Origin of the sequence: Actinomadura viridis (assembly GCF_015751755.1) — a bacterium.
GTDB lineage: Bacteria > Actinomycetota > Actinomycetes > Streptosporangiales > Streptosporangiaceae > Spirillospora > Spirillospora viridis.
In genome coordinates this window covers 7,235,663-7,256,448 of sequence record NZ_JADOUA010000001.1, presented here as the reverse complement: position 1 = coordinate 7,256,448, position 20,786 = coordinate 7,235,663, and the positions used below count along the sequence as shown (strand labels likewise).

Genomic DNA, 20,786 nt, shown 5'->3' with positions numbered 1-20,786 from the left:
CTCAGTGGTCCTTTCGGTCGGCCAGGGAAGTCGGGGAGGAGGGAAGGGACGTGGAGGAGCGGGGAAGGGCGGGAGGCGGGCCTGAGGATTCCGCCGGGAGGACCGGCCAGCGGCTCGGCACCTCCAGGCCGGCGGCGCGCAGCAGCGCGGCGGAGCGGTGCGCCGCTTCGGCGCGCAGGGCATCGGTGTCGACGGTGGTGACGCGGCGGTCGCGGACGACCACCTTCCCGTCCACCACGACGTCGCGGACGGTGTGGCTGGGCGCTCCCCACACCAGGTGGGTGGCCAGGTCTCCGGCCGGCGCCCAGGAGGGGTCGCGGGTGTCGAGGACGGCGAGGTCGGCGGCCTTGCCGGGCTCCAGCGACCCGGTGAGGTCGCCCAGGCCGGCCGCCTCCGCGCCCGCGCGGGTGGCCAGCTCGAACGCCTCGGCGGCCCGCAGCGGCCACGCGCCCCGGTCGTTCTCCAGCGCGGCCAGCAGCCCGGCGGCGCGCAGCACGTCGGGGGCGTCGCCGGCGTTGTGGGAGTCGCAGCCGAGCGCGACCCGGCCGCCGCGCCGGACCAGCTCGCCGTGCCGCCCGGCCCGGGTGTACCCCTGGCCGAGGCGCGTGTAGGCCCCCGGGCAGGACGCCACGGCGGTACGGGTCGCGAGCACGGCCTCGACCTCGGCGTCGTCCAGCCACACCGCGTGGCCGAGCAGCACCCGGGGCCCGAGCACGCCGAGCCGGTGCAGGTGGACGAGGGGCCGCGCGCCGGTCCGCTCCAGGTACGCCTCGGCGTCGGCCGGTCCCGGGGACATGTGGAAGGTCAGGTGGGTGCCGAGGCGTGCGGCCAGCTCGGCGGCGCCGGTGAATAGCTCGTCGGTGACCAGGTCGTGGCCGACCAGGGTGACCCAGCCGGTGACGGGGCCGGTCGCGGGCAGGGCCCGGACGATCTCCTCCTGGCGGGCCAGCGCCTCGGCGGCGGGCAGGCCGAACGGGACGTCCGGCGCGTCCCAGCCCCAGCCGCCGACGCGGCCCCGGATCCCGGCGGCGAGGAGGCCGGCGGCGACCCGTTCGGGGTGGGCCACGGTGCCGGGCTCCAGGACGGTGGTCACGCCGCGCAGCAGCGACTCGGTGGCGGTGAGCGCGGCCGACAGCTCGTCGTCGTCCCCGCTCACCAGGGCGTGCAGCGGCACCGCCCAGCCGAAGATCGCCTCCTGGGCGGGCAGGTCGTCCGGGATCACGCTGCGGATCAGCGGGTCCACGGTGAGGTGCTGGTGGGCGTTGACCAGGCCGGGGACGACGACGCAGCCGCGGGCGTCCAGCTCGGGGGTGCCGGGGTGCCGGGCGCGCAGGTCCGCGGCGGTGCCGATCGCGGCGATCCGGCCTCCGGCGACGGCGATCGTGGCGCCGGTGAGGACCTCGCGGCGCTCGTTCATCGTCACCACGGTCCCGCCCGTGACCAGCAGGTCCGCGGGCCCGGCAGCCATGCCTGCGGGCTCGGGGGTGGGGAGATCGGGGGTCGTGGGCTCAGGGGTCGTGGGCTCGGTCGTCATGGGCGGACCAGGATCTTGCCGACGGTCTCGCGGGACTCGGCGAGCGCGGACGCGGCGGGCATCTCGTCCAGGCCGTACTCGCCCGTCCGGAGCACCCGCATCCCGCCGCCGTAGTAGGTCTCCAGCATCGCGGCGAAGTCCCGCTCGCTGTAGGCGCCGGAGCCGAGCAGGCGCAGGCCCCGGTGGTAGACGCCGGCGAGCGAGATCGTGACCTCGTCGCCGCTGGTGTTGCCGAAGGTGACCAGGCGCCCGCCGGTACGGAGGGCGTCCATCGAGGTGTGCCAGGTCGCGGCGCCGACGTGGTCGAGCGCGACGTCGGCGCCCCGGCCCCCGGTGAAGCGGCGGACGGCGGCGACCACCTCGTCGTCGTTGCGCAGAACGAGGTCGGCGCCCAGCTCGTGCGCGACGGCCATCTTGGCGTCGGACCCGGCGACGGCGACGACGCGGGCGCCGGCGTGGCGGGCGAGCTGGAGCGCCGCGATGCTCACCGCGCTCGCGGCGGCCTGGAGGAGCACGACGTCGTCCCGCCCCACCTCGCCGACGGTGCGGGTGGCGTGCCAGGCGGTGCTCCACGCGGTGGGGAGGGCGGCGGCGTCGTCCAGGCCGACGTGCCCGGGGACGCGGTGCGCGAGGTGGTGCGGCACCGCGACGTACTCGGCGAAGCCCCCGGCGACGTTGCCGCCGACGACGCGGAGCGCGCCGCAGTGGCCGGGGACGCCCGCCGCGCAGTCGGCGCACGTCCCGCAGCCGAGGGTGGGGTCGAGAACGACCCGGTCGCCGGTGGCCAGGCCCCGGACACCGTCGCCGGCCGCGGCCACCTCCCCGGCGACGTCCATCCCGGCGATGTGCGGGAGGGCGAAGCCCGGCAGGATCGCCGGGCCGCGCCGCTGGAGGATGTCGAGCCGGTTGAGGGCGCACGCCCGGACCCGGACGACCACGTCGAGCGGCCCCGGCTCGGGGTCGGGCACGTCCCGCAGCGTGACCACCTCGGGACCACCGAACCCGGTCTGGACCAGCGCTTTCACCCTGACCTCCCGGCCGCTCGACGCCTCGTTGCCATCTCGCATTGTGAGTCACTGGATCACAATGTGAGGTAACTCTGAACCTGCGCCCGGTGGTGTGTCAACACCTCGCGGGAAACTCGCCGGACCCTTAACCAGGGTGTAACAGCCTCCCGCCGAGCGGACACGCCCCCGTGGCGGGGATCAGCGGTCGAGCAGCCGCACGGCCACGGCCTTCTCCTGGGTGTACTCGCGCAGCGCCGCGTACCCGCCGCCGCGGCTGAACCCGCTGTCCTTCTGCATGTTGAACGGGAACCCGATGACCCCGGCGTCGTGGAACTGGTTCACCGCGACCTGCCCGGAGCGCACCTGCCCGGCGACCCGCAGCGCCCGCGACACGTCGTCGGTCCACACGCACGCCAGCAGCCCGAAGTCGGTCGCGTTCATCAGCTCGACCGCCTCCCGCGTGCCGCTGAAGCCCTGCACGGCCAGCACGGGGCCGAACACCTCCTCGCGGACGACGCGCATCCCCGGGTCCACCCGGTCGAAGACGGTGGGCTGGACGAAGCCGGGCGCGTCCGCCGCGCCGCCGCCCGCGACCACCCGCGCGCCCTCGCGCGGCGCCTCCTCCAGGAAGCCGAGCACCCTGCGGTACTGCGTCTCGTTGACCAGCGGCCCCATGTCGAGGTCCTGGTCCCAGCTGCCCAGCCGGACGGCGCGCATCCCCTCGGCGACCCGTTCGACCACCTCGGCGCGGACGGACTCCTCCACCAGGAGCCGGGAGCCCGCGTAGCAGTTCTGGCCGGCGTTCTCGGTGATGGAGCCGACGATCGCCGGGATCGCCACGTCCAGGTCGGCGTCGGCGAACACCACGTTCGGCGACTTGCCGCCCAGCTCCAGCTTCACCGGGACGAGGTTGTCGGACGCGGCGCGCATCACCGCGCGGCCGGTCGCCGTGGAGCCGACGAAGCTGATGTGGTCGATGTCCGGATGGGCGGTGAGCGCGACCCCGGCGTCCGGGCCGAGCCCGGTGACGACGTTGAGCACCCCGGGCGGGAACCCGGCGGCGCGAGCCAGTTCGGCGAGGGCCAGCGGCGCGAGCGGGGCGACCTCGGAGGGCTTGAGGACGACGGTGTTCCCGGCGGCGAGCGCGGGGGCGACGTTGGCCGCGGTCAGCACCATCGGCACGTTCCAGGGGATGGTGACCGCGCACACCCCGTACGGCTCGGGGGTGGTGAAGCCGAGGAAGTCGGGGGTGCGGGTGGGCAGCGTGACGCCGGTGAGCTTGTCGGCGGCGCCCGCGAAGTACTCGATGATGCCGTGCGCGATGAAGCCGTTCATCCGGCCGCCGGACAGGGGTTTGCCGACGTCCTGGGCCTCGTGGCGGGCGAGGTCCTCGACGTGCTCGATGAGCAGCGCCGCCCAGCGGCCGAGCAGCGCGCCGCGTTCGGACGGCGAGGTCGCGGCCCAGCCCGGGAACGCGCGGCGCGCCGCGGCGACGGCGGCGTCGACGTCCGCCCGGCCGCCGCGCGCCACCGGCTGGATGGACTGCCCCGTGGCGGGGTCGATGACGGGGAGTTCGCCCTTGTCGGCGGCGGGAACCCAGGCCCCGTCGATCAGGTGCCGGGCGACCGGTATTTCAAGTTCGGACATACCGGAAATCCTTGACCGCCATTATCCCGCATGTCAAGATGCCGTATCTTTCTGTGAAATGTGCTCGGGAGGCCTCATGCGCGTCAGCGCCGCCGTTCTGGAGACCCCGGGTGAGCCCTTCACCCTCCGCGACGTGGAACTCCACAAGCCCCGCCCGGACGAGGTGCTGGTGCGCGTGACCGCCGTCGGGGTCTGCGGCACCGACCTGGAGTTCGCGACGTTCTTCGGTACGCCGGCCGTCCTCGGGCACGAGGGCGCGGGCGTCGTCGAGGAGGTCGGCGACCGGGTCACCACGGTCGCCCCCGGCGACCACGTCGCCATGACGTTCAACTCGTGCGGCGGATGCCGGCCCTGCCTGAGCGGTTCGCCCGCCTACTGCCTCTCCTTCGACGCGGTCAACTTCACCGGCCGCCGCCCGGACGGGTCGTCGGCCGTCTCGCTGGACGGCACCGAGATCAACGCCCACTTCCTCGGCCAGTCCTCGTTCGCCTCGCACGTGGTCGCGCCCGCGCGCGCGGTCGTGCCCATCGGCAAGGAGACCGACCTCGCCGTGGCCGGCCCGTTCGGGTGCGGGTTCCAGACCGGCGCCGGGGGAGTGCTGAACGTGCTGCGCCCCGCGCCCGGCTCGTCCCTGGCGATCTTCGGCGCGGGCGCGGTCGGCGTCGCCGCGCTGCTCGCGGGCGTGCTCAGCGGCTGCTCGACCATCGCGGTGGTGGACGTCAACCCGGCACGCCTCGACACCGCCCGTACCCTCGGCGCCACCCACCTCGTCACCGGCGGCGCGACCGGAGCCGAGGAACTGCGCTCGATCGCCCCCGACGGCTTCGACCACGCCATCGACACTACGGGCCGCGCCGACGTGCTCCGTACCGCCGTCGAGACCCTCGCACCCCTCGGGACCTGCGGCGTCATCGGTGTCGGCCCCAGCGAGGAGATGAGCTTCGACTGGCGCAGCGTGCTGAACGGGCGCACCATCACCGGCATCATCGCGGGCGGCGCGATGCCCCAGGTCTTCCTGCCCGAACTGCTGAAGCTGCACGCGGCCGGGCGGTTCCCGGTGGACGGCCTGATCACGCGGTTCCCGTTCGAGCGGATCAACGAGGCCGCCGAGGCGGCCCGCCGGGGCACGGTCGGCAAGGCCGTGCTGACCTTCGACTGACACCCTCCGGCACCGCCGGACACCGTCCGGCACCGCCTGGCACCGTCCGGCACCTGGTAACACTGAGCAGGACCCCAGTGGCGCGGCTGGGAAACACCGCGCGGCACCGATGCGCATCTGGAGTCAGCGCACCATGACTGAGCTTTTCGACCACCACTCCACCGAATGCAACGACGACCCCGTCGCGTACTACGCCGGCTTCCGCGAGCGCTGCCCGGTGGGGCGCACCGAGGCGCACGGCGGGTTCGTCTACACCACGCGGTACGCCGACGTCGTACGGATCGCCCGCGACGACGCGGCCTTCTCCTCCTCCCGCGCGGCGACGGGCGACCAGGACCACGTGTCGATCGTCATCCCCAGCGGTCCGGGCCTGGAGCAGTACCCGATCGAGCTGGACCCGCCCGCCGCCACGGGCTACCGCGACCTGATCAACCCGCTGCTCACCCCGGCCGCGGTGGACCGGCTGAGGCCGATGATCGCCCGGCACGCCGCCCGCGCCGTGGACGCGTTCATCGAACTGGGCTCGGCCGACTTCGTCCGCGACCTGACCAACCCGGTGCCCGCCGCGGTCACCCTGGACTGGCTGGGCTTCCCCGAGGACGACTGGGCCAGGCTCGCCGGGCCGATCCACGACATCTTCGCCGCCCCCGCCGACAGCGAACGCGCGCTGCGCGGCGCCCAGGGCCTCGCCTACATGGAGGAGCGGATCCGCGAGCTGGTCCGCGAGCGCCGTGCCGAGCCCGGCGACGACGCGGTCAGCGTGCTGGCCGCCGCGACCGGCCCGGACGGCGAGCCGTTCTCCGAAGAGGAACTGGTCTCGGTGATCGGACTGCTCATCGCGGGCGGCGTGGACACCACCACCTCGCTCACCGGCTCCGTCCTGGTCCACCTGAGCCGCCACCCCGAGGAGCGGCGGCGGCTGATCGAGTCGCCCGACCTGCTGGAGACCGCGACCGAGGAGTTCCTGCGCGCGTTCGCGCCGTCCCAGTCCATGGCCCGGACCGCGCGTGCCGACACCGAGGTCGGCGGCTGCCCGGTCCGCGCGGGCGAACGGGTGCTGATCCCCTGGGTCGCCGCCAACCACGACCCGGCGGTGTTCCCCGACCCCGAACGCGTCCGGCTCGACCGGGACGCCTCCCGCCACCTCAGCTTCGGGATCGGCTCGCACCGCTGCGCGGGCGCCCACCTGGCCCGCGCCATGTTCCGCGAGATGATCGGCCAGGTGCTGACCCGGCTGCCCGACTTCCAGGTGCTGGAGGACGGCCTCATCGGCTACCCCACCAGCGGCAACCAGAAGGGCTGGGACGCGATCCCGGCCGTCTTCACCCCCGGCCCGCGCGCCACCGGGTCCGCCGGTCCCGTCCCCCTCACCCTGTCCTACGACATGGTCGTGACCGGGGCGGACACCGCGGCCGACGGCGTCCTCGCGCTGACCCTCGCCCGTGCCGACGGCGCCGACGTGCCCGATTGGGAGCCCGGCGCGCACCTGGAGTTCCGCCTCCCGTCCGGCCGCGTCCGCCAGTACTCGCTGTGCGGCGACCCCCGGGACCGTTCCCACTACCGCGTCGCGGTCCTGCACGAGGCCGAGGGCCGGGGCGGGTCCGTCGAACTGCACGGGCTCGCCCGCGAGGGAGTGGCGTTCGGGGTGCGCGGGCCGCGCAACCACTTCCCCCTCGTCCCCGCCGGCGACTACCTGTTCCTGGCGGGCGGCATCGGCGTCACCCCGATCCTGGCGATGGTGCGGGAGGCGGCCCGGCGCGGCGCGGACCTGCGCGTCGTCTACGGCGGCCGGACCCGCGCGTCCATGGCCTTCCTGGACGAGCTCCGCGACCTGGCCGGCGACCGCCTCCAGGCGCTCCCGCAGGACGAGCACGGCGTCCCCGACCTCGACGCCGTCCTCGCCGGGACGGGCCCCGGCACCGCCGTGTACTGCTGCGGCCCGGCGCCGATGATCGCCGCCGCCGAACGCGCCGCCACGGCCCGCGGGATGGCGGACCGGCTGCACGTCGAGCGCTTCACCGGGGCCGACGCCCTGGAGGTGGCGTTCGACCCGTCCCTCAACACCGAGTTCGAGGTGCACCTCGCCCGCACCGGCCGTACGCTCCGGGTCCCCGCCGACCGCCGCCTGATCGAGGTCGTCCAGGAGGCCGTGCCCGGCCTCTCGTACGACTGCGAGAAGGGCTACTGCGGCGCCTGCGAGACCCGCGTGCTCGGCGGCGAGCCGGAGCACCGCGACTCGGTGCTGACCGAGGAGGAACGGGCCGCGGGCCGGACCATGATGATCTGCGTGGGCCGCTGCGCCTCGTCTCGCCTGGTGCTCGACCTCTGAGCGTCATACGAGACGGCATCTCGCAATGTGCGACCGTTACCGGGAGTTAACGCCTCTGGAACAGCGCGAACGTCTCCCGCGGCGAGCATCTGACCCATGCTTCAGCCCAAGGAAGGCCGTATCGACGGCGCGCACTACCTGCGGACCACCCCGGACACCAGCCTGTGGGGATGGCTCCCCAACGCCACCACCGCACCCGTGCTGACCGTGTCGTCCGGTGACACCGTCACCATCGACACGCTCAGCCACGAGGGCATCCTGGAGGACCAGGGCCGGGACCCGGTCGGCTTCCTCGCCGGCTTCGGCGTCCCGGCCGACCGGGTCCTCACCGACTCCCGCGACCTGGCCGCCTCCCCCGTCCCGCACGACTTCGACGCCGACGGCCCGCACGTCGTCACCGGCCCCATCAGGGTCGAGGGCGCCGAACCCGGCGACGTGCTGCGCGTCGAGACCCTCGGCCTGCTGCTGCGCGCCCCGTACGGCTTCATCAGCAACCGCCACGGCTTCGGCGCGCTCCCCGGCGAGTTCCCCGAGACCGGCCCCGACAGCGGCCCCGGCAGCACCCCGCGCGACCACAACAGCGTCTGCGCGTTCACCGAGGTCATGGAGGACGGCGGCCGGCTGTTCGGCTCCCTGCCCTACGGGGACGGCCTCGCCGCCCGCTTCCCGCTCGCCCCGTTCCTCGGGCTGATGGGCGTCGCCCGGGACACCGCCGACCCCGTCCACTCGGTCCCGCCGGGCAGCCACGGCGGCAACCTGGACATCAACGAACTCCAGGTCGGCTCGTCCCTCTACCTGCCCGTCCAGGTCCCCGGCGCCTCGTTCTACGCGGGCGACCCGCACTACGCCCAGGGCGACGGCGAGGTCGCGCTCACCGCCCTGGAGGCGCCGCTGCGCGCGACCGTCCGGCTGACCGTCATCCCGAAGGCCGAGGCCGCCACCCTGCTCGGCCTGCTCGGCGAGCCGTTCGCCGAGACCGCCACCCACTGGCTCCCCGTCGGCCTGCACGAGGACCTGAACGAGGCGATGAAGCAAGCCGTACGCGCCGCGGTCGGCTTCCTGTCCCTCACCCAGGGCATGCCCCGCTCCACCGCCCTCGCCTACCTGAGCGCCGCCGCCGACTTCGAGATCAGCCAGGTCGTCGACGGCGTCAAGGGCGTCCACTGCATGATCCGCAAGTCCGACTTCCCCGCCACCTGAAGCGTTGACCTGCGGCGAGTTGCCGTCTCGGACATCCCCACGACGACAACTCGCCGCACCCCAACGCATCGGCCGGAGACGTCAGGCGGCCGGAGTCTGGACCATGGTGTTCTGGCCGGCCACGATCTTCCAGCCGTCCTCCCGCTCGGCGATCACGTACAGCGCCGCCCCGCGCACCCCCTCGACGGGGCCGCCCGCGCTGTCGGTGGGCGCCTGCGCCACGTTCACCGCGACCACCCCGGGTGCGAGTTCCAGCAGCTTGACCACGTCGTAGCGCGCATACGAGTCGCGCAGGAACCCCTTCATCGCCGGAGCGCTGGACTCGGCGATCACCTCACGGCCGTCCAGGCGCACACCCATCGCGTTCGTCCAGGACGTCTCGTGGGCGAACTGCTCGCTCAACGCGACGGGGTCCTTGGCGTTGAACGCCTTCTCCAGCGCCTTCACCACACCCGTCACCGCAGCCTGTGTCTCCGGCGCGATGTCTCCCACCACGAGGATCTCGTTCGCCATAACCGTTCCTTCCCCTGTGCCGGAACGCGTCCGGGACGGCGATGACCGCCGCCATCGACCACCCAACATCCTCAACCTCACTTGAGGTCAATGGGCCGCGGACTGGTCGGTGCCGGTGCGAGACGCCGGACCCCGTGCGGTGTCGCCGATCAGGTGGCCTTGCCGCGGACGATGTAGAGGTTCATGTCGGTGAAGTCGAGGGTGATGTTGTAGGGCTTGTAGAAGGGATGGAAGAAGGTGGCCGGCACGTCGAACCCGTAAGGGGCGACCGGCATCTTCGGGTTCGTTTCGGAATAGATCCCCTGGGCGGAGGCGTCGCCGAGGCGGATCTCTTCCGGGTAGCAGGGATAGGTGAGCTGTGGGTGGCTGTGGCCAAAAGTCTCGTGCGGGCGGTCGTAGTCGGTGCGGATCCGCAATTGCTCGACCGTTTCCTCGGGCATGATCGCGGCGCTCTCGCTGCTTCCGCCGATGGACAGGCCCACCACCCGCGTGCCGGACCCGGCGATGCTGCCCCTGCTGTGCAGCATCTGCTCACGGGCCAGCCACAACGGCAAGGGCTTCGTGCCCGCCCGTGCGGCGTCCGCGCGTACCTTCCTGGCCGTCTCGGGGGTCCTGCGGCGCAGGATCAGCGACCGTCCCGCGTAGTCGAAGGTGGTCAGGAAATGGTAGAAGATCCACGTTCCGATGACGCCGTCCCGGGCCTCCTCGGGCGTATCCGTTTCCGTCCACACCACGGGGAAGTTGCGCAGTTCGATGGCGTCCAGCCTGAACGACTCCAGCACCCCGAAGTACTGCCACGCGGTGCCGTCCTTGTAATCGATCTTCTGACTGGCCACGGCGCGCAGCCCGGCCTCCTCGGCCACCTTCGCTGACATCCCCAGCCACGGGGCGCCGGTATAGGGCAGGAAGCGCTTCGGCGGCCCGCCGTTGACCGACCCTTCCACCAGCGGGAACGGATCCATCTGCTGCCATGGGAGCCGCGCGATGTCGCCGTGGATCTGATACGGCTCACCGCGGACCGCCGCGAACCATTTGGCGTAGACCTCCTTGCCGGTCGCTTGCCAGCGCGGTACGGAGAGGGTGAGTTTGTCCTGCCGGATGTAACAGTCGCCCAGGAGCTGGTTGGTCTCCTTGTCGCTGGGCGCCAGTTCGAGGGCCATCGTGAGGTACTTCTCCGCCTCGGGGAACCGGTTGGCCAGCAGCCCGACATAGCCGCGCCGGCGGGCCGCGTGCACGTTGGTGGGATCCACTTTCAGGATCTCCTCATAGGCGCGGCCGGCCTGCTCGAAATTCCCGGCCTTGAACAGCGCGTCCGCGTCACCGCTACGGGCTTGCGCCGTGGCCGCCCCGCCCAGCAGTGGTGTGGTCGCGGCGGCACCGGCCACCACGGCGGCACCCCGCAACAGCGAACGCCGGTCCCATCCTCCGTCATCAGCCACGGCCTTCTCCCTTTCCCTGATCACTTTCCGCGACTTTCTGGCCAGCGAACGGTCACAGCACGGCGCCGAAAGCTGCGCCCCCGTCTGCGGCCCGAGTCGGGTGCTGACTCCGCGAGGGCTTCCGAGATCTCGCCCTCGGTACGGACCACTGAGGTCCATGCCTCCAGGGAAGGCGGAGAACTGTTGCGGTGGCGTATGCGTTTTTGGATACGCCCGCGATACAAGCAACCCCTGGCAAGGAACTGGCGTAAGCAGGCAGAGATGATCCTGGCGGCAATGATCGCGACAGCCCGGTGACCGGCACACCCAACGTCGCGATCCCAAGCGACTCGACGCCTACCTCATATGGCCGGCAGGCACACGCCGCGGCTGCAACTGCCCGCAGCCGCGCCGGACAACCGCTCTCCCCGGGCACCTTCCTGCGGCAACTACGCAACACTCGGACTGCCGACCACCCGGACCCGCACCGCCGCCGCCAGCGGCACCTATTTACCCCACCACTCGCAAAAGCGACAGCTCGATGACCTTGATCGCGGGCGATCCTCAGCTCAGATGAAGGACGGTGCTGGTCCAGCCGAGGACCTGGGGGGTGTGCCAGCGAGGCCGACCGGCTAGGCCCTGCCCGGCGAGCCGGCGGCCCTCCTGAAATGCCTCTCGCTGCTTTGGCTCGATCTCCAGCACGCGTTCGATCAACGACCGGGCCTGATCGCGCTCTCCACGCAGGACAGGAACTCGACGAGGTCGGGGGCGAAGGCGAAGGGCCCCAAGAGCGCTTCGGGCGCAAGGGCTGCGAGTTGCTGAGGGTCTCGTGTGCCCGCGAACCAGGGAAGAGCGGTCTGCCTGATCTGTTCGCACAGCGCCACCAGGTGGGCTACGCGGTTCTCCGGGCGGGTCAGCGCAACGGTATTGCGGAATCCGACCCGCGCCAGGTCATGGCAAATCATGCCGGAAGATCCGTCAAACCTGGCCTGGCCTGCCGGCTCCAATACGACACAGCCTGATACGACAGGGTGCCTGTTTCTGTGTCGTATTGCATCAGGTGCGAACACAGCACGGGTACCTGGGGGCCGGGCTGTTCTCAGTAGTGGGGATTCTGCCCGCCGCTCGCTTTGATCAGCCAGTAGAGGGAACCCGTTCCAAACGGCCAGCCAGTAGTCGCGACCTCTACCCAGCCCTCGCCAGAAGCGTCGACTCCCGCGTCCCACCACCACCAAGAGCGATCGCCGCCCTGACCGCCCTCCGTCGGATCGAAGTAGAACAACCAGTCCGACAGTCTCCACGGACCCTCGGAGGCTTCCGCCTTCTCCCGAGGCGACAGCGACCTCCACCACGCCTCCCACACCGCGACGGCTTCCGGCCCACCGTCGGCCGACTCCTGGTCCTCGATCGCGCAACGGCCTACGAACTCAGCTGGAAGCAACTCCGGCCAGGAACCATCCTCGGGCCACGCGCCGATCCGTTCGATCACGGCACCGAGCGCCGCTCGCGCGACCGCCAGAACCCGCGAGGCATCCTCGGCGCCGAAGAAAACTCGCACCAAGAATGGCTGAGGAGTCTGTATCCGCTCGTCAGCAGACGGACCGGACCTGATCCGCTGCAGCTCCCCCTCGGCCGGCATGCGCCGATTCTGCCCAGAAGTCATGTTCTACCGCACCTCGAATACGACGACACACTCGGAGACGGCAAGGCGCCAGGAGTTCGGTTGTGAAGTCTCCATCCACCTCTGCCGGAATCCACAGGGGCGGAAGCGCGTCCGCTCCGTACCGAACAGTTCGGTTTCGGGTATTCCGGTGAGGCGGCTGTACAGGACGCTGGAAAGCCCGGGTGCTGGCCGGAAGGACACGCAAAGGGCTGGGCGGCTCAGCCGGATTCTGCGAGCAGGTGAACGATGCCGGCCGGGTTCTTGATCCAGTGGGTTCTGGATTCGAGGTCGTGCAGTGGTTCGACCTCGTCACACGGGCGGATGCCGGTGCCGGCCAGTACGGCCGTCGCCGCGTCCAGGTCATCGGTGTGGAGCTGCAACCACAGGTCGGGCTGGCTGTAGTTGTCGACGCAGTCCAGCCACAGCGTGTTAGGACCGAACCGCACCGAATGGGTTCTTGAGACGGTCGGGGCGTAGGAAACGTCCTCCTCTTTGACCTCGAAGCCCAGGGTGTCGCGGTAGAAGGCCACGGTGGCCTCGTACTGCGCCTTGGGGATCTTCATGGCGATGTTCAGGCCGGCGGTGAACTCAGGCTGGTTCATTGTTGGTGGCTCCTTGGTCGGGTGTCGGGGTGGCGGTGGCGTCCAGTGCGCGTTCCAGCGCGGTCAGCCGGTCATCCCATCTGTTGGCGAGCGTGGCCAGCCATATCTGGGCCGCGCGGATGGGCGCTGGTTCCAACCGGTAGGGGTGGCGGCGGCCGGCCGGTTTACCGGAGCTGATCAGGCCCGCTTCGGCGAGCTGATCGAGGTGCTTGGCCACTGCCTGCCGGCTGATCGGCAGCCGCCGCGCCAGATCGGTGACGGTTGCGGGTCCGGCGCGGGCGAGCTCGTCCAGCAGCGCCCGCCGGGTCGGATCGATGAGCGCCGCGAACACCGCGACGGCCTGCTCCTGTGAATCAGGCGGCCGCATCGAGGTAGGCCTCCAGCTCGCCGAGTTCTGCGGCCCATCCCTGGCTGTTGGCCTGGTGGGCGGACCGGGCAACGTGGTCGGCGACCTGGGTGAACCCGCTCTCCACAAGACGCAGCCGGGTCCCCTCCGCTACGGGCTCCAGGGTGAAGGTCACCAGCGTCAGGGGCGCGTCGTCCCCCGGCCAGCCCTCGATTGGCCACCTGAACGCCAAACGGTGTGGTGGATCGACGATCGTGATCGTGGCGACGGATTCTTGGTCGAGGTCATCCCAGCGGAAATACGCTCGCCCGCCGGGCCGTAGATCGATCTCAGCCACCGAGCCGAACCATTGCGACAGCCCTTCGGCGGTGGTCAGCGCGGCCCACACCCGCTCGGCGGGGTGCCGCAGCACCATCTCGCGTTCGATCCTGTCCGGAACCACACCTCCCCCTTCGCAACCCTTGAGTTGCTATCATGTTGGCAACCTAGTGGTTGCGATGGGCATCCCGCAAGCCCGGCCCGGAACGCGCGATGACTCCACGACACGCCGAACCGTCCGCCGTGACTCATCCGCCCCAACTCGAGCCGCGACCGGCACCTTCCCTGTCCGCGTGTCGGCACCCGCTGTCCGTACATCTGTCCGCCTACCGGCACTTCTGGGTGTCCACGAGCACACGATCAAGGCCGGGCGAACATCGCCTGATGCGGCACTAGCAACCTTGGGCTGCGATCTCCTCACCGAGGTCCAGCAGTGTCAAGGACGGTCCGCCACCTTTCTTGCCCGCACGCACGACGGGCGGTGATGGTCGGGTCGGTCTCTCAACGCAGAGTCGCAGCGAGCCCGGCGAGGCGATCCGAGCGATTTCGTCGCGCCAGTTCCTCCAGGTCATCGGCGATTTCCGCAGCCTGTCTCCGTTCGCCTGCCTGGAGGTACGCGCGACCGAGCTCATAGGAGAAGTCGCCGGCCCAGTCCGACCTACGCATCTCTTTGGGTAGATCCTCCAGCCCCTTGGAAAGCAGCTCTACAGCAGTGGCGTTGCGGTCCGGATCGGTCCGTCCAAGGATCCGATAGGTCAGCCCGTGCTCCAGGGTGAAGAAGCCAGGCGCGGCATAGTAGTACTCCCACGGCCTCCCCTCCGCGTTGCCCCATTGGGTGGTCTCCTCCTGCGCCCTGGAGGTGAGGCGGTCCACGGCTGCCGCGTCGCCCAGAAGAGCGTGTCCGCGCGCTTCCTGGTACAGGTCGTACACCCTCCCCAATCCCCGTCGCGACCGCTGACCTGCCCGCGACAAGCCGATCATGTTGCCGAGCTGCCCGGCGCGCGCGGCGATATGGCCCTTCCAGGACATGACCGTGCCGACCATCGCCTGATCCCCGTTCTCGGTCGCCCAGTCGAGTGTGGTGTTCAGGTAGTCGAGCGCGTCGCCGTGCCGATCCACACTGCCGTGCAACCACCCGGCAAACTGGGCCCACTGGGCCGCCACGTCCACGAGCGGCGCACGAACGGAGCCACGCGCCTCGGCCACCATGCTCGCGATCGCGGCAAGCTGGGCGCGTACCGGCTCGATCAGGGGCACCGCTCCGATGACATCCTCCGTGCGGCGTTGCGCAGCAAGGATCGTGGCCAGGGACTCGACCACGACCAGGTCGACTCGCTCTGGCCGGGAAGCCGCAAGGTCAAGCCGCTCGCGGTCGTCGGGTGTGAAGTCTCCATCCACCTCTGTTGGAATCCACAGGGGCGGCGGCGTGTCCCACTCCGTACCGAACAGTTCGGTTTCGGGTATTCCGGTGAGGCGGCTGTACAGGACGCGGTAACGCGGGCGGGGAAGCCATTTTCCGGCTTCCCACTGCTTGATCATGTCTTTCAGGCTCGACACGTGAGCGATGCGCGGCAATTCCTCGGGGGTCGCCTCCGCGCGCAGCATCCGCGCCATCTCGGCTCGTGTCTAATAAGGGTCGTCTTCACGCACCTTGCACAGACGCGCACCGATCGCCTCGGTTTCGGCGGACATATCGCAATGCCCCTCTCACCGTGACCAGGGGAGGGTCGCGAACCCTCCCCGACCCTCCTCGCTCCTCCCCCATCTTGCCTCTGGATCCGAGACCCCGCCACGGCTTCACTGAGCGTCGCATCGCGCACACGCCGGCGATTCAAGATCGCTTGTGTGCCCTCCTGAAAAAAGAGCGGCCCCGGCCCGATGCGGCGAACATCGGGAAAGCCCGGGGCCTGGCCGGAAGGCGGTTCCGACCTATGTCAGATCGTACGCCCCCACCTCACCTCGCCGTGCTGGGTGCGCAATTGAGCGCGCGCGGTTTTACGGTGGACTGGAACGAACGCGGGCTCCGCGTGATCAATTCCGAGGTCCCCGAATGCTGCCCGTTCGCGCCGCTCGCCGAGGACACGATCACATGCCGCCGGAGGCCGGAGGACTTCGGCATGGTGTGGTTCTGGACGGCGCGGAACGAGCCGATCGCACCGGCGGACCGGATCGCCGACGCCATCGGCGCCATCATGGAGCGCCTCGGCCACCGGCATGAGCCAGGACGGGCGGCGGGACGGTGACCGTCCCCGCGGCGCCGTGGGCGGCGGCCGAACTCGACCCCGAACGTGTGCTCGCGGAGATCCGGCGCCGTTTCCCGGCGTCAGTGCATGGCGCGGCGCATTCACCGGCTCCTGGTGGGCGCTCGCCCGCGATCGTTCCGGCCACGACCTCCTGGTGGAGGCCGCGACCCCTGCCGAGCTGGGACGTCGTCTTGAGGCGCTCGTCGGCCGAGCCCCCGCCCCCGTACCGGCTCCCAACGCCGCACGGATGACGCCACCCCGCCAGATCCTCCGCGCCGACGCTCGTCCCAGACGGGCCACCCGCCCCGCCCCCGCCCCGGCCACGCGTCCGACTCAGCGTCCGACCAGTCCTCCCAGACTGGGCGCACCATGCCCCGCGCCCGCTTCGCGTCCGGCTCGTCCTTCCAAGCCCGTCCGCGACCGCGACCGCCGAAGCCTGCGGCGCCGGATTGTCGACTTTCTCCTCGCCCCCTGAACGGGACGGGCCGGCCGAGGTCCACTTCGCCCGTCGGTACTCGTGACATGCGCGAAGACTCTGGCCAATTCCTCCGCTTCTTCGAGGCTGTGGCAGGATCGCAGGATGTTGCGGCTCACCGATTTCATCATCGACTGTCCGGACACGATGAAGCTGGCGGCCTTCTACGCCGAGGTGACGGGTCGCCCGATCAAGGAAGGCAGCACCGCGGACTGGGCCGGGATCCAGTTCGGTGAGATCGAACTGGCCTTCATCCGAGTGGACGACTATCGAGCCCCGCAATGGCCCGACAGCGAGCACCCCAAGCAGTTCCACCTCGACTTCGAAGTGGACGACATCGAGTCCGAGCAGCGCCGCGTCCTCGACCTCGGCGCGACGCTGGAGCAGGACTTCATCGGCCCCGAGGGGTACGGCTGGCGGGTCTACACCGATCCGATCGGCCACCCCTTCTGCCTGTGCCGCAACAAGGGCGTCACCTGGACCGACCGGGGGCCGGTCTTCCCCAGGCGCGACTAGTCCCTGTTTCAATGCCCCGGCCCACCCGGAGCTTGCCTTCGGCATCGCCCTGCCGGGCGGCCACTGCGCTCGCGCGGTGGCTGAGGCCACTTCGAGTCACGCCCTAGTCCACTACGGTTCCGGCGGTCAGGTTGGCGATGGCTCCGGTCATCGTCCGTGCACGGTCGGAGGCGGCGAACGCGGCGTACTCGGCCACGTCCTCAGGGGTGGGCAGGCGTCCGAGCAGGGTGCCCTGTTCCGCGAGACCGGCGAGCCATTCGGCCGCGGTCGCGCCGGCGCGGACGGCCATGCCCTCGAACGCGCCGGTGACGTGGGAGGAGCCCAGTGAGGCCGGGATCGCGTTCGGCCGGATGCAGACCACGCGGACCCCGTCGGGGCCCAGCTCGCCCGCCAGGATGCGGGAGAACGCCTCGACCGCGGCCGACGCGACGCCGTTGCCCAGGAAGCCGCTCCCCGTCAGGCGCGCGCCGGGGGTGGAGAACGTGAGGACGACGCCGGCACGCTGGGCCGCCAGGTGGGGAGCCGCCGAACGGGTGGTGACGAAGAGCGTGCGCAGGAACCCATCGACCGGTGCCATGAACTCGTCGACGCCGAGTTCGGCGAGCGGCGGTCCCTGAACGTGGGGGACGCCGACCGCGTTCACGAGGATGTCGAGGTGCCCGGCCCGCTCGATCACCTGGTCCAGGTGGCGGCGCACGTCCTGCTCGTCGGTGGCGTCGACCGAGGCCGCCTCCGCCTGGCCGCCGTTCTCGGTGATGTTCCGCACCACCCGGTCCAGGGGGTCACGTGTGCGTCCGGCGACGAACACGTGGGCGCCCTCCCGCGCGAAGACGCGCGCTATCGCGCCGCCGATAGAGCCTCCGCCGCCGTAGACGACGGCGACCTTCTTCTCCAGCATCGTCATGATTCAGTCCTCTGTCTTGTCGTCGTTGGCGTGGTCGAGTTCGCGCAGGATGTCCGACCATCCGGCGTGGTGCGAGGCCCGTGCCTCCTCGTCCGGAAGGCCGACCTGGTGGATCTCGACCACGGTCGAGCCGGGCGAGGCGTGGAAGGTCACGGTCACGAGCGAGTCCCGGAAGCGGGTCGCGGGGGAGGACCAGGTGAACACCAGGCGGTGGGGCCGGTCGATCTCCCGGTAGGTGCCGGAGTGCACGATGGAGGACGCGTCGTCGACCATGACGATGCGGAACGCGCCGCCCACCCGCGGGTCGGTCTCGGCGCGGGTCTCCCTGATGGCGGACGGCCTCAGCCAGGTCCCGAGGCTCCGCGCGTCCAGCCACGCGTCGAAGAGGTCTTCGGCGGGGGCGGCGATCTCCCGGCGGACGGTCACCGTGTGCCCGTGGATCATGGCGCCTCCCCGGTCTCGTCACGGCCGGTGACGAAGGCGTCGAGCGAGGCGAGCTGATCACTCCAGAACCTGCGGTAGTGCTCGATCCATTCGGCGGCCTCGGCGAGCGGTGCCGCCTCCAGGGTCAGGATGTGCTCGCGCCCGCGCACGTTCCGCCGTACCAGTCCCGCCCTCTCCAGGACCCGGATGTGCTTCGAGGTCGAGTTGAGGGAGATCGGGAAGGCGCCGGCGACATCGGTCACCCGGGCGTCCGAGTCGGCGAGGCGGGCCAGGATGGCGCGGCGCGTGGGGTCGGAGACGGCAGTGAAGACCCGATCGAGCAGGTCGGCAGGATGTTCACCCATATGGGTGAATATAGCATCCGGGCACGTCAACGCGGGCCCGGCCGCCGCCGGGCCCCGCACGCCCGGTCAGTCCGGTTCGCCGGAGCCGGCGGAGGGCTCCGCGCGGCCACCGTCCAGGACCGGGTACTCGACCAGGGCCAGCACCCGGCTGGCCATGAAACGGGCGGTCCGGACCGTCGTCCCCGACCGGGTCACCTCGCTGACCTCGACCACCCCGCGCCGGTTGCCGATCTCGACCCGGCGGCCGGCGCGGGTGGCCACCACCTCGTACGTCCGTGTCGCCGACCCGCCGACGTCGACCACGATCTCGACCCTGTCGCCCTTCATCCCCGCGAACCTCCGGATGAGTCGAACGTATATTCGACTCATACCCGCGGAGGGAGGTGCGCAACCCTTATAGAAGGGTCGAAGAACGGACGAAAGCCCTGGTCAGGACAGGAGGTTGACGATCGCCACCAGGCCCACGACGACGATCACGCCGCGCAGGATGAGCGGCGGGATCCGGCGCCCGACCTTGGCGCCCAGCAGGCCGCCGAGGGTCGAACCGAGCGCGATCAGCAGCACCGCCCACCAGTTGATCCGGGTGCCGCCGAACGCCCATACCCCGATGAACAGCAGCGCGGCGGTGCCGTTGACGACCGCCGACAGGGCGTTCTTGACCCCGTTCAGCCGCTGCAGGTCGTCGTCGATCGCGATGCCGAGCAGGCCGATCAGGACGATCCCCTGGGCGGCCCCGAAGTACCCGCCGTACACGCCCGTCCCCAGGACACCGGTCCACAGCAGGGGGCCGCCGTGCGGACGGTGCCCGTTCTCCTCCCGCCGCGCCTGCATCCACGCCTGCAGCCGGGGCTGGACGATCACCAGCACCAGAGCGATCATGATGAGGCCGGGGACGATGAAGTCGAACGCGCGGGCGGGCAGGCTGAGCAGCAGCACCGCGCCGATCAGCGCCCCGACCAGGGACGCGCTGCCGAGCCGTATCAGCCGGTCGCGCTGCCCCCGGAGCTCCTCGCGGTACCCGAACGCGGCGCTGACGTTCCCCGGGACGAGGCCCAGGTTGTTGGAGATGTTCGCCACGACCGGGGGATAGCCCAGCGCGACGAGGGTCGGGAAGGTGACCAGCGAGCCGGAACCCACGATGCTGTTGATGCCTCCGGCGGCGACCCCGGCGGCGAACACCGCGACCGCGTCGAGCACGTTCAAGTCCGACCCACCCAAGTTCAAGGAGTTCCCAACGAACTCCTGATGGTAGAGACCGCCCAGGTCACGAGTGGCGGCGGGGGCGGGTCAGCGGGCCGCGCGGGCGTACCAGCGGCCGTCCTGCCGCTCGACGGCGAGAGGCAGGCCGAAGCAGGTGCTCAGGTGCTCGGGGGTGAAGACCTCGTCCACCTTGCCCTGAGCGACCACCTGGCCGCGGCGCAGCAGCAGGGCATGGGTGAAGCCGTCCGGGACCTCCTCCACATGATGGGTCACCAGCGCCATCGTGGGGGCCCCCGGGTCGTCGGCCAGCCGCGCCAGCCGGGCGACCAGGTCCTCACGGCCGCCCAGATCGAGCCCGGCGGCGGGCTCGTCGAGCAGGAGCAGCTCGGGATCGGGCATGAGGGCACGGGCGATCTGGACGCGCTTGCGCTCACCCTCCGAAAGGGTGGCGAAGCGCCGCTTGATGAGGTCGGCGCAGCCCAGCGCGTCCAGCAGCTCCGCCGCGCGCGCCAGGTCGGTGGACTCGTACTCCTCCTGCCAGCGGCCCAGGATGGCGTACGACGCCGTCAGCACCAGGTCGAGGACGGTCTCACCGGCGGGGACCTTCTCCGCGACGGCGGCGCTGGCGATGCCGATGCGCGGACGCAGCTCGAACACGTCCGTCCGGCCCATCTCCTCGCCCAGGATCTGCGCCGACCCCGTGGTGGGATGCAGCAAGGTGGCGGCGACCTGCAACAACGTCGTCTTGCCCGCGCCGTTGGGGCCGAGGATGACCCAGCGCTCGTTCTCGTTCACGGTCCATGTGACCTCGCTCAGGAGATCGGCGCCCTCACGCCTGACCCCCACACCGCGCAGCTGCAGTACCTCACCGGTCATCGCGCGCCCATGTCCCCAATCTCGCCTCGCGAGGCGATCCGTCCACGG

The 20,786-nt window shown here is 71.1% G+C and carries 22 protein-coding genes; 5 read left to right on the top strand and 17 right to left on the bottom strand.

Annotated features, from left to right (window positions below; genetic code table 11):
- Nucleotide 1: 1 nt before the first annotated feature.
- The 3 genes from IW256_RS32945 to IW256_RS32935 form a co-directional block, all read right to left on the bottom strand.
- Nucleotides 2–1,534, bottom strand: coding sequence for an amidohydrolase family protein (locus IW256_RS32945; RefSeq protein ID WP_197014655.1), 1,533 nt, complete (start codon nt 1,532–1,534; stop codon nt 2–4).
- The gene (locus IW256_RS32940) at nt 1,531–2,601 is read right to left on the bottom strand and encodes a zinc-binding dehydrogenase (RefSeq protein WP_197014654.1); all 1,071 of its coding nucleotides are present in this window, start codon (nt 2,599–2,601) and stop codon (nt 1,531–1,533) included. Before IW256_RS32940 ends, IW256_RS32945 begins: the two co-directional genes overlap by 4 nt.
- A 138-nt stretch (nt 2,602–2,739) precedes the next feature.
- A complete protein-coding gene (locus tag IW256_RS32935; RefSeq protein ID WP_197014653.1) occupies nt 2,740–4,188 on the bottom strand; it encodes an aldehyde dehydrogenase family protein in 1,449 nt (482 codons plus the stop codon).
- 76 nt (nt 4,189–4,264) lie between these two features.
- Between IW256_RS32935 and IW256_RS32930 the strand changes: the two genes are divergently transcribed.
- From IW256_RS32930 to IW256_RS32920, 3 genes are all read left to right on the top strand, one after another.
- On the top strand, nt 4,265–5,347 hold the full coding sequence (locus IW256_RS32930; protein ID WP_197014652.1) for an NAD(P)-dependent alcohol dehydrogenase: 1,083 nt from the start codon (nt 4,265–4,267) through the stop codon (nt 5,345–5,347).
- Between the two features lie 133 nt (nt 5,348–5,480).
- Nucleotides 5,481–7,676 carry a cytochrome P450/oxidoreductase gene (locus IW256_RS32925; protein WP_197014651.1) on the top strand — a complete coding sequence of 732 codons (2,196 nt, stop codon included), beginning with the start codon at nt 5,481–5,483 and terminating at the stop codon, nt 7,674–7,676.
- A 96-nt stretch (nt 7,677–7,772) separates the two neighbouring features.
- Nucleotides 7,773–8,876, top strand: coding sequence for an acetamidase/formamidase family protein (locus IW256_RS32920; protein WP_197014650.1), 1,104 nt, complete (start codon nt 7,773–7,775; stop codon nt 8,874–8,876).
- Nucleotides 8,877–8,957: 81 nt separating this feature from the next.
- Here IW256_RS32920 and IW256_RS32915 read toward each other — a convergent pair whose 3' ends face one another.
- The 8 genes from IW256_RS32915 to IW256_RS32880 form a co-directional block, all read right to left on the bottom strand.
- Nucleotides 8,958–9,389 carry an SgcJ/EcaC family oxidoreductase gene (locus tag IW256_RS32915; protein WP_197014649.1) on the bottom strand — a complete coding sequence of 144 codons (432 nt, stop codon included), beginning with the start codon at nt 9,387–9,389 and terminating at the stop codon, nt 8,958–8,960.
- Nucleotides 9,390–9,538: 149 nt separating this feature from the next.
- Nucleotides 9,539–10,828: a tetratricopeptide repeat protein gene (locus IW256_RS32910; RefSeq protein WP_197014648.1), complete on the bottom strand. Its 1,290-nt coding sequence runs from the start codon at nt 10,826–10,828 to the stop codon at nt 9,539–9,541.
- Between the two features lie 689 nt (nt 10,829–11,517).
- On the bottom strand, nt 11,518–11,772 hold the full coding sequence (locus IW256_RS32905; RefSeq protein WP_197014647.1) for a hypothetical protein: 255 nt from the start codon (nt 11,770–11,772) through the stop codon (nt 11,518–11,520).
- Between the two features lie 134 nt (nt 11,773–11,906).
- Nucleotides 11,907–12,446: a hypothetical protein gene (locus IW256_RS32900; protein ID WP_231404029.1), complete on the bottom strand. Its 540-nt coding sequence runs from the start codon at nt 12,444–12,446 to the stop codon at nt 11,907–11,909.
- A gap of 242 nt (nt 12,447–12,688) precedes the next feature.
- Entirely contained in the window at nt 12,689–13,072 is a 384-nt protein-coding gene (locus IW256_RS32895) for a VOC family protein (RefSeq protein ID WP_197013694.1), read from the bottom strand.
- Nucleotides 13,059–13,439, bottom strand: a complete 381-nt coding sequence (locus IW256_RS32890) for an ArsR/SmtB family transcription factor (RefSeq protein ID WP_197014645.1) — start codon at nt 13,437–13,439, stop codon at nt 13,059–13,061. The genes IW256_RS32895 and IW256_RS32890 overlap by 14 nt, the downstream gene beginning before the upstream one ends.
- On the bottom strand, nt 13,426–13,860 hold the full coding sequence (locus tag IW256_RS32885) for an SRPBCC domain-containing protein (protein ID WP_197014644.1): 435 nt from the start codon (nt 13,858–13,860) through the stop codon (nt 13,426–13,428). Before IW256_RS32885 ends, IW256_RS32890 begins: the two co-directional genes overlap by 14 nt.
- Nucleotides 13,861–14,237: 377 nt before the next feature.
- Entirely contained in the window at nt 14,238–15,350 is a 1,113-nt protein-coding gene (locus tag IW256_RS32880; protein ID WP_197014643.1) for an NsdA family TPR-like regulatory protein, read from the bottom strand.
- A 350-nt stretch (nt 15,351–15,700) separates the two neighbouring features.
- Here IW256_RS32880 and IW256_RS32875 point away from each other — a divergent pair, with 350 nt between their 5' ends.
- Nucleotides 15,701–15,979, top strand: a complete 279-nt coding sequence (locus IW256_RS32875) for a hypothetical protein (RefSeq protein WP_197014642.1) — start codon at nt 15,701–15,703, stop codon at nt 15,977–15,979.
- Between the two features lie 580 nt (nt 15,980–16,559).
- Nucleotides 16,560–16,970, top strand: coding sequence for a VOC family protein (locus tag IW256_RS32870; protein ID WP_197014641.1), 411 nt, complete (start codon nt 16,560–16,562; stop codon nt 16,968–16,970).
- A gap of 103 nt (nt 16,971–17,073) precedes the next feature.
- Here IW256_RS32870 and IW256_RS32865 read toward each other — a convergent pair whose 3' ends face one another.
- The 6 genes from IW256_RS32865 to IW256_RS32840 all read right to left on the bottom strand — a co-directional run bounded on the left by IW256_RS32865 (nt 17,074) and on the right by IW256_RS32840 (nt 20,738).
- Nucleotides 17,074–17,874 (bottom strand): SDR family NAD(P)-dependent oxidoreductase, encoded by an 801-nt coding sequence (locus tag IW256_RS32865; protein ID WP_231404028.1) that lies wholly within the window; start codon nt 17,872–17,874, stop codon nt 17,074–17,076.
- Between the two features lie 3 nt (nt 17,875–17,877).
- Nucleotides 17,878–18,318, bottom strand: a complete 441-nt coding sequence (locus IW256_RS32860) for an SRPBCC family protein (protein ID WP_197014640.1) — start codon at nt 18,316–18,318, stop codon at nt 17,878–17,880.
- Nucleotides 18,315–18,662 carry an ArsR/SmtB family transcription factor gene (locus tag IW256_RS32855; protein WP_197014639.1) on the bottom strand — a complete coding sequence of 116 codons (348 nt, stop codon included), beginning with the start codon at nt 18,660–18,662 and terminating at the stop codon, nt 18,315–18,317. Before IW256_RS32855 ends, IW256_RS32860 begins: the two co-directional genes overlap by 4 nt.
- A gap of 66 nt (nt 18,663–18,728) precedes the next feature.
- Nucleotides 18,729–18,989, bottom strand: a complete 261-nt coding sequence (locus tag IW256_RS32850; RefSeq protein WP_197014638.1) for a hypothetical protein — start codon at nt 18,987–18,989, stop codon at nt 18,729–18,731.
- Between the two features lie 102 nt (nt 18,990–19,091).
- The gene (locus IW256_RS32845; RefSeq protein ID WP_197014637.1) at nt 19,092–19,865 is read right to left on the bottom strand and encodes a sulfite exporter TauE/SafE family protein; all 774 of its coding nucleotides are present in this window, start codon (nt 19,863–19,865) and stop codon (nt 19,092–19,094) included.
- Nucleotides 19,866–19,949: 84 nt separating this feature from the next.
- Entirely contained in the window at nt 19,950–20,738 is a 789-nt protein-coding gene (locus IW256_RS32840) for an ABC transporter ATP-binding protein (protein ID WP_197014636.1), read from the bottom strand.
- Nucleotides 20,739–20,786: the final 48 nt, after the last annotated feature.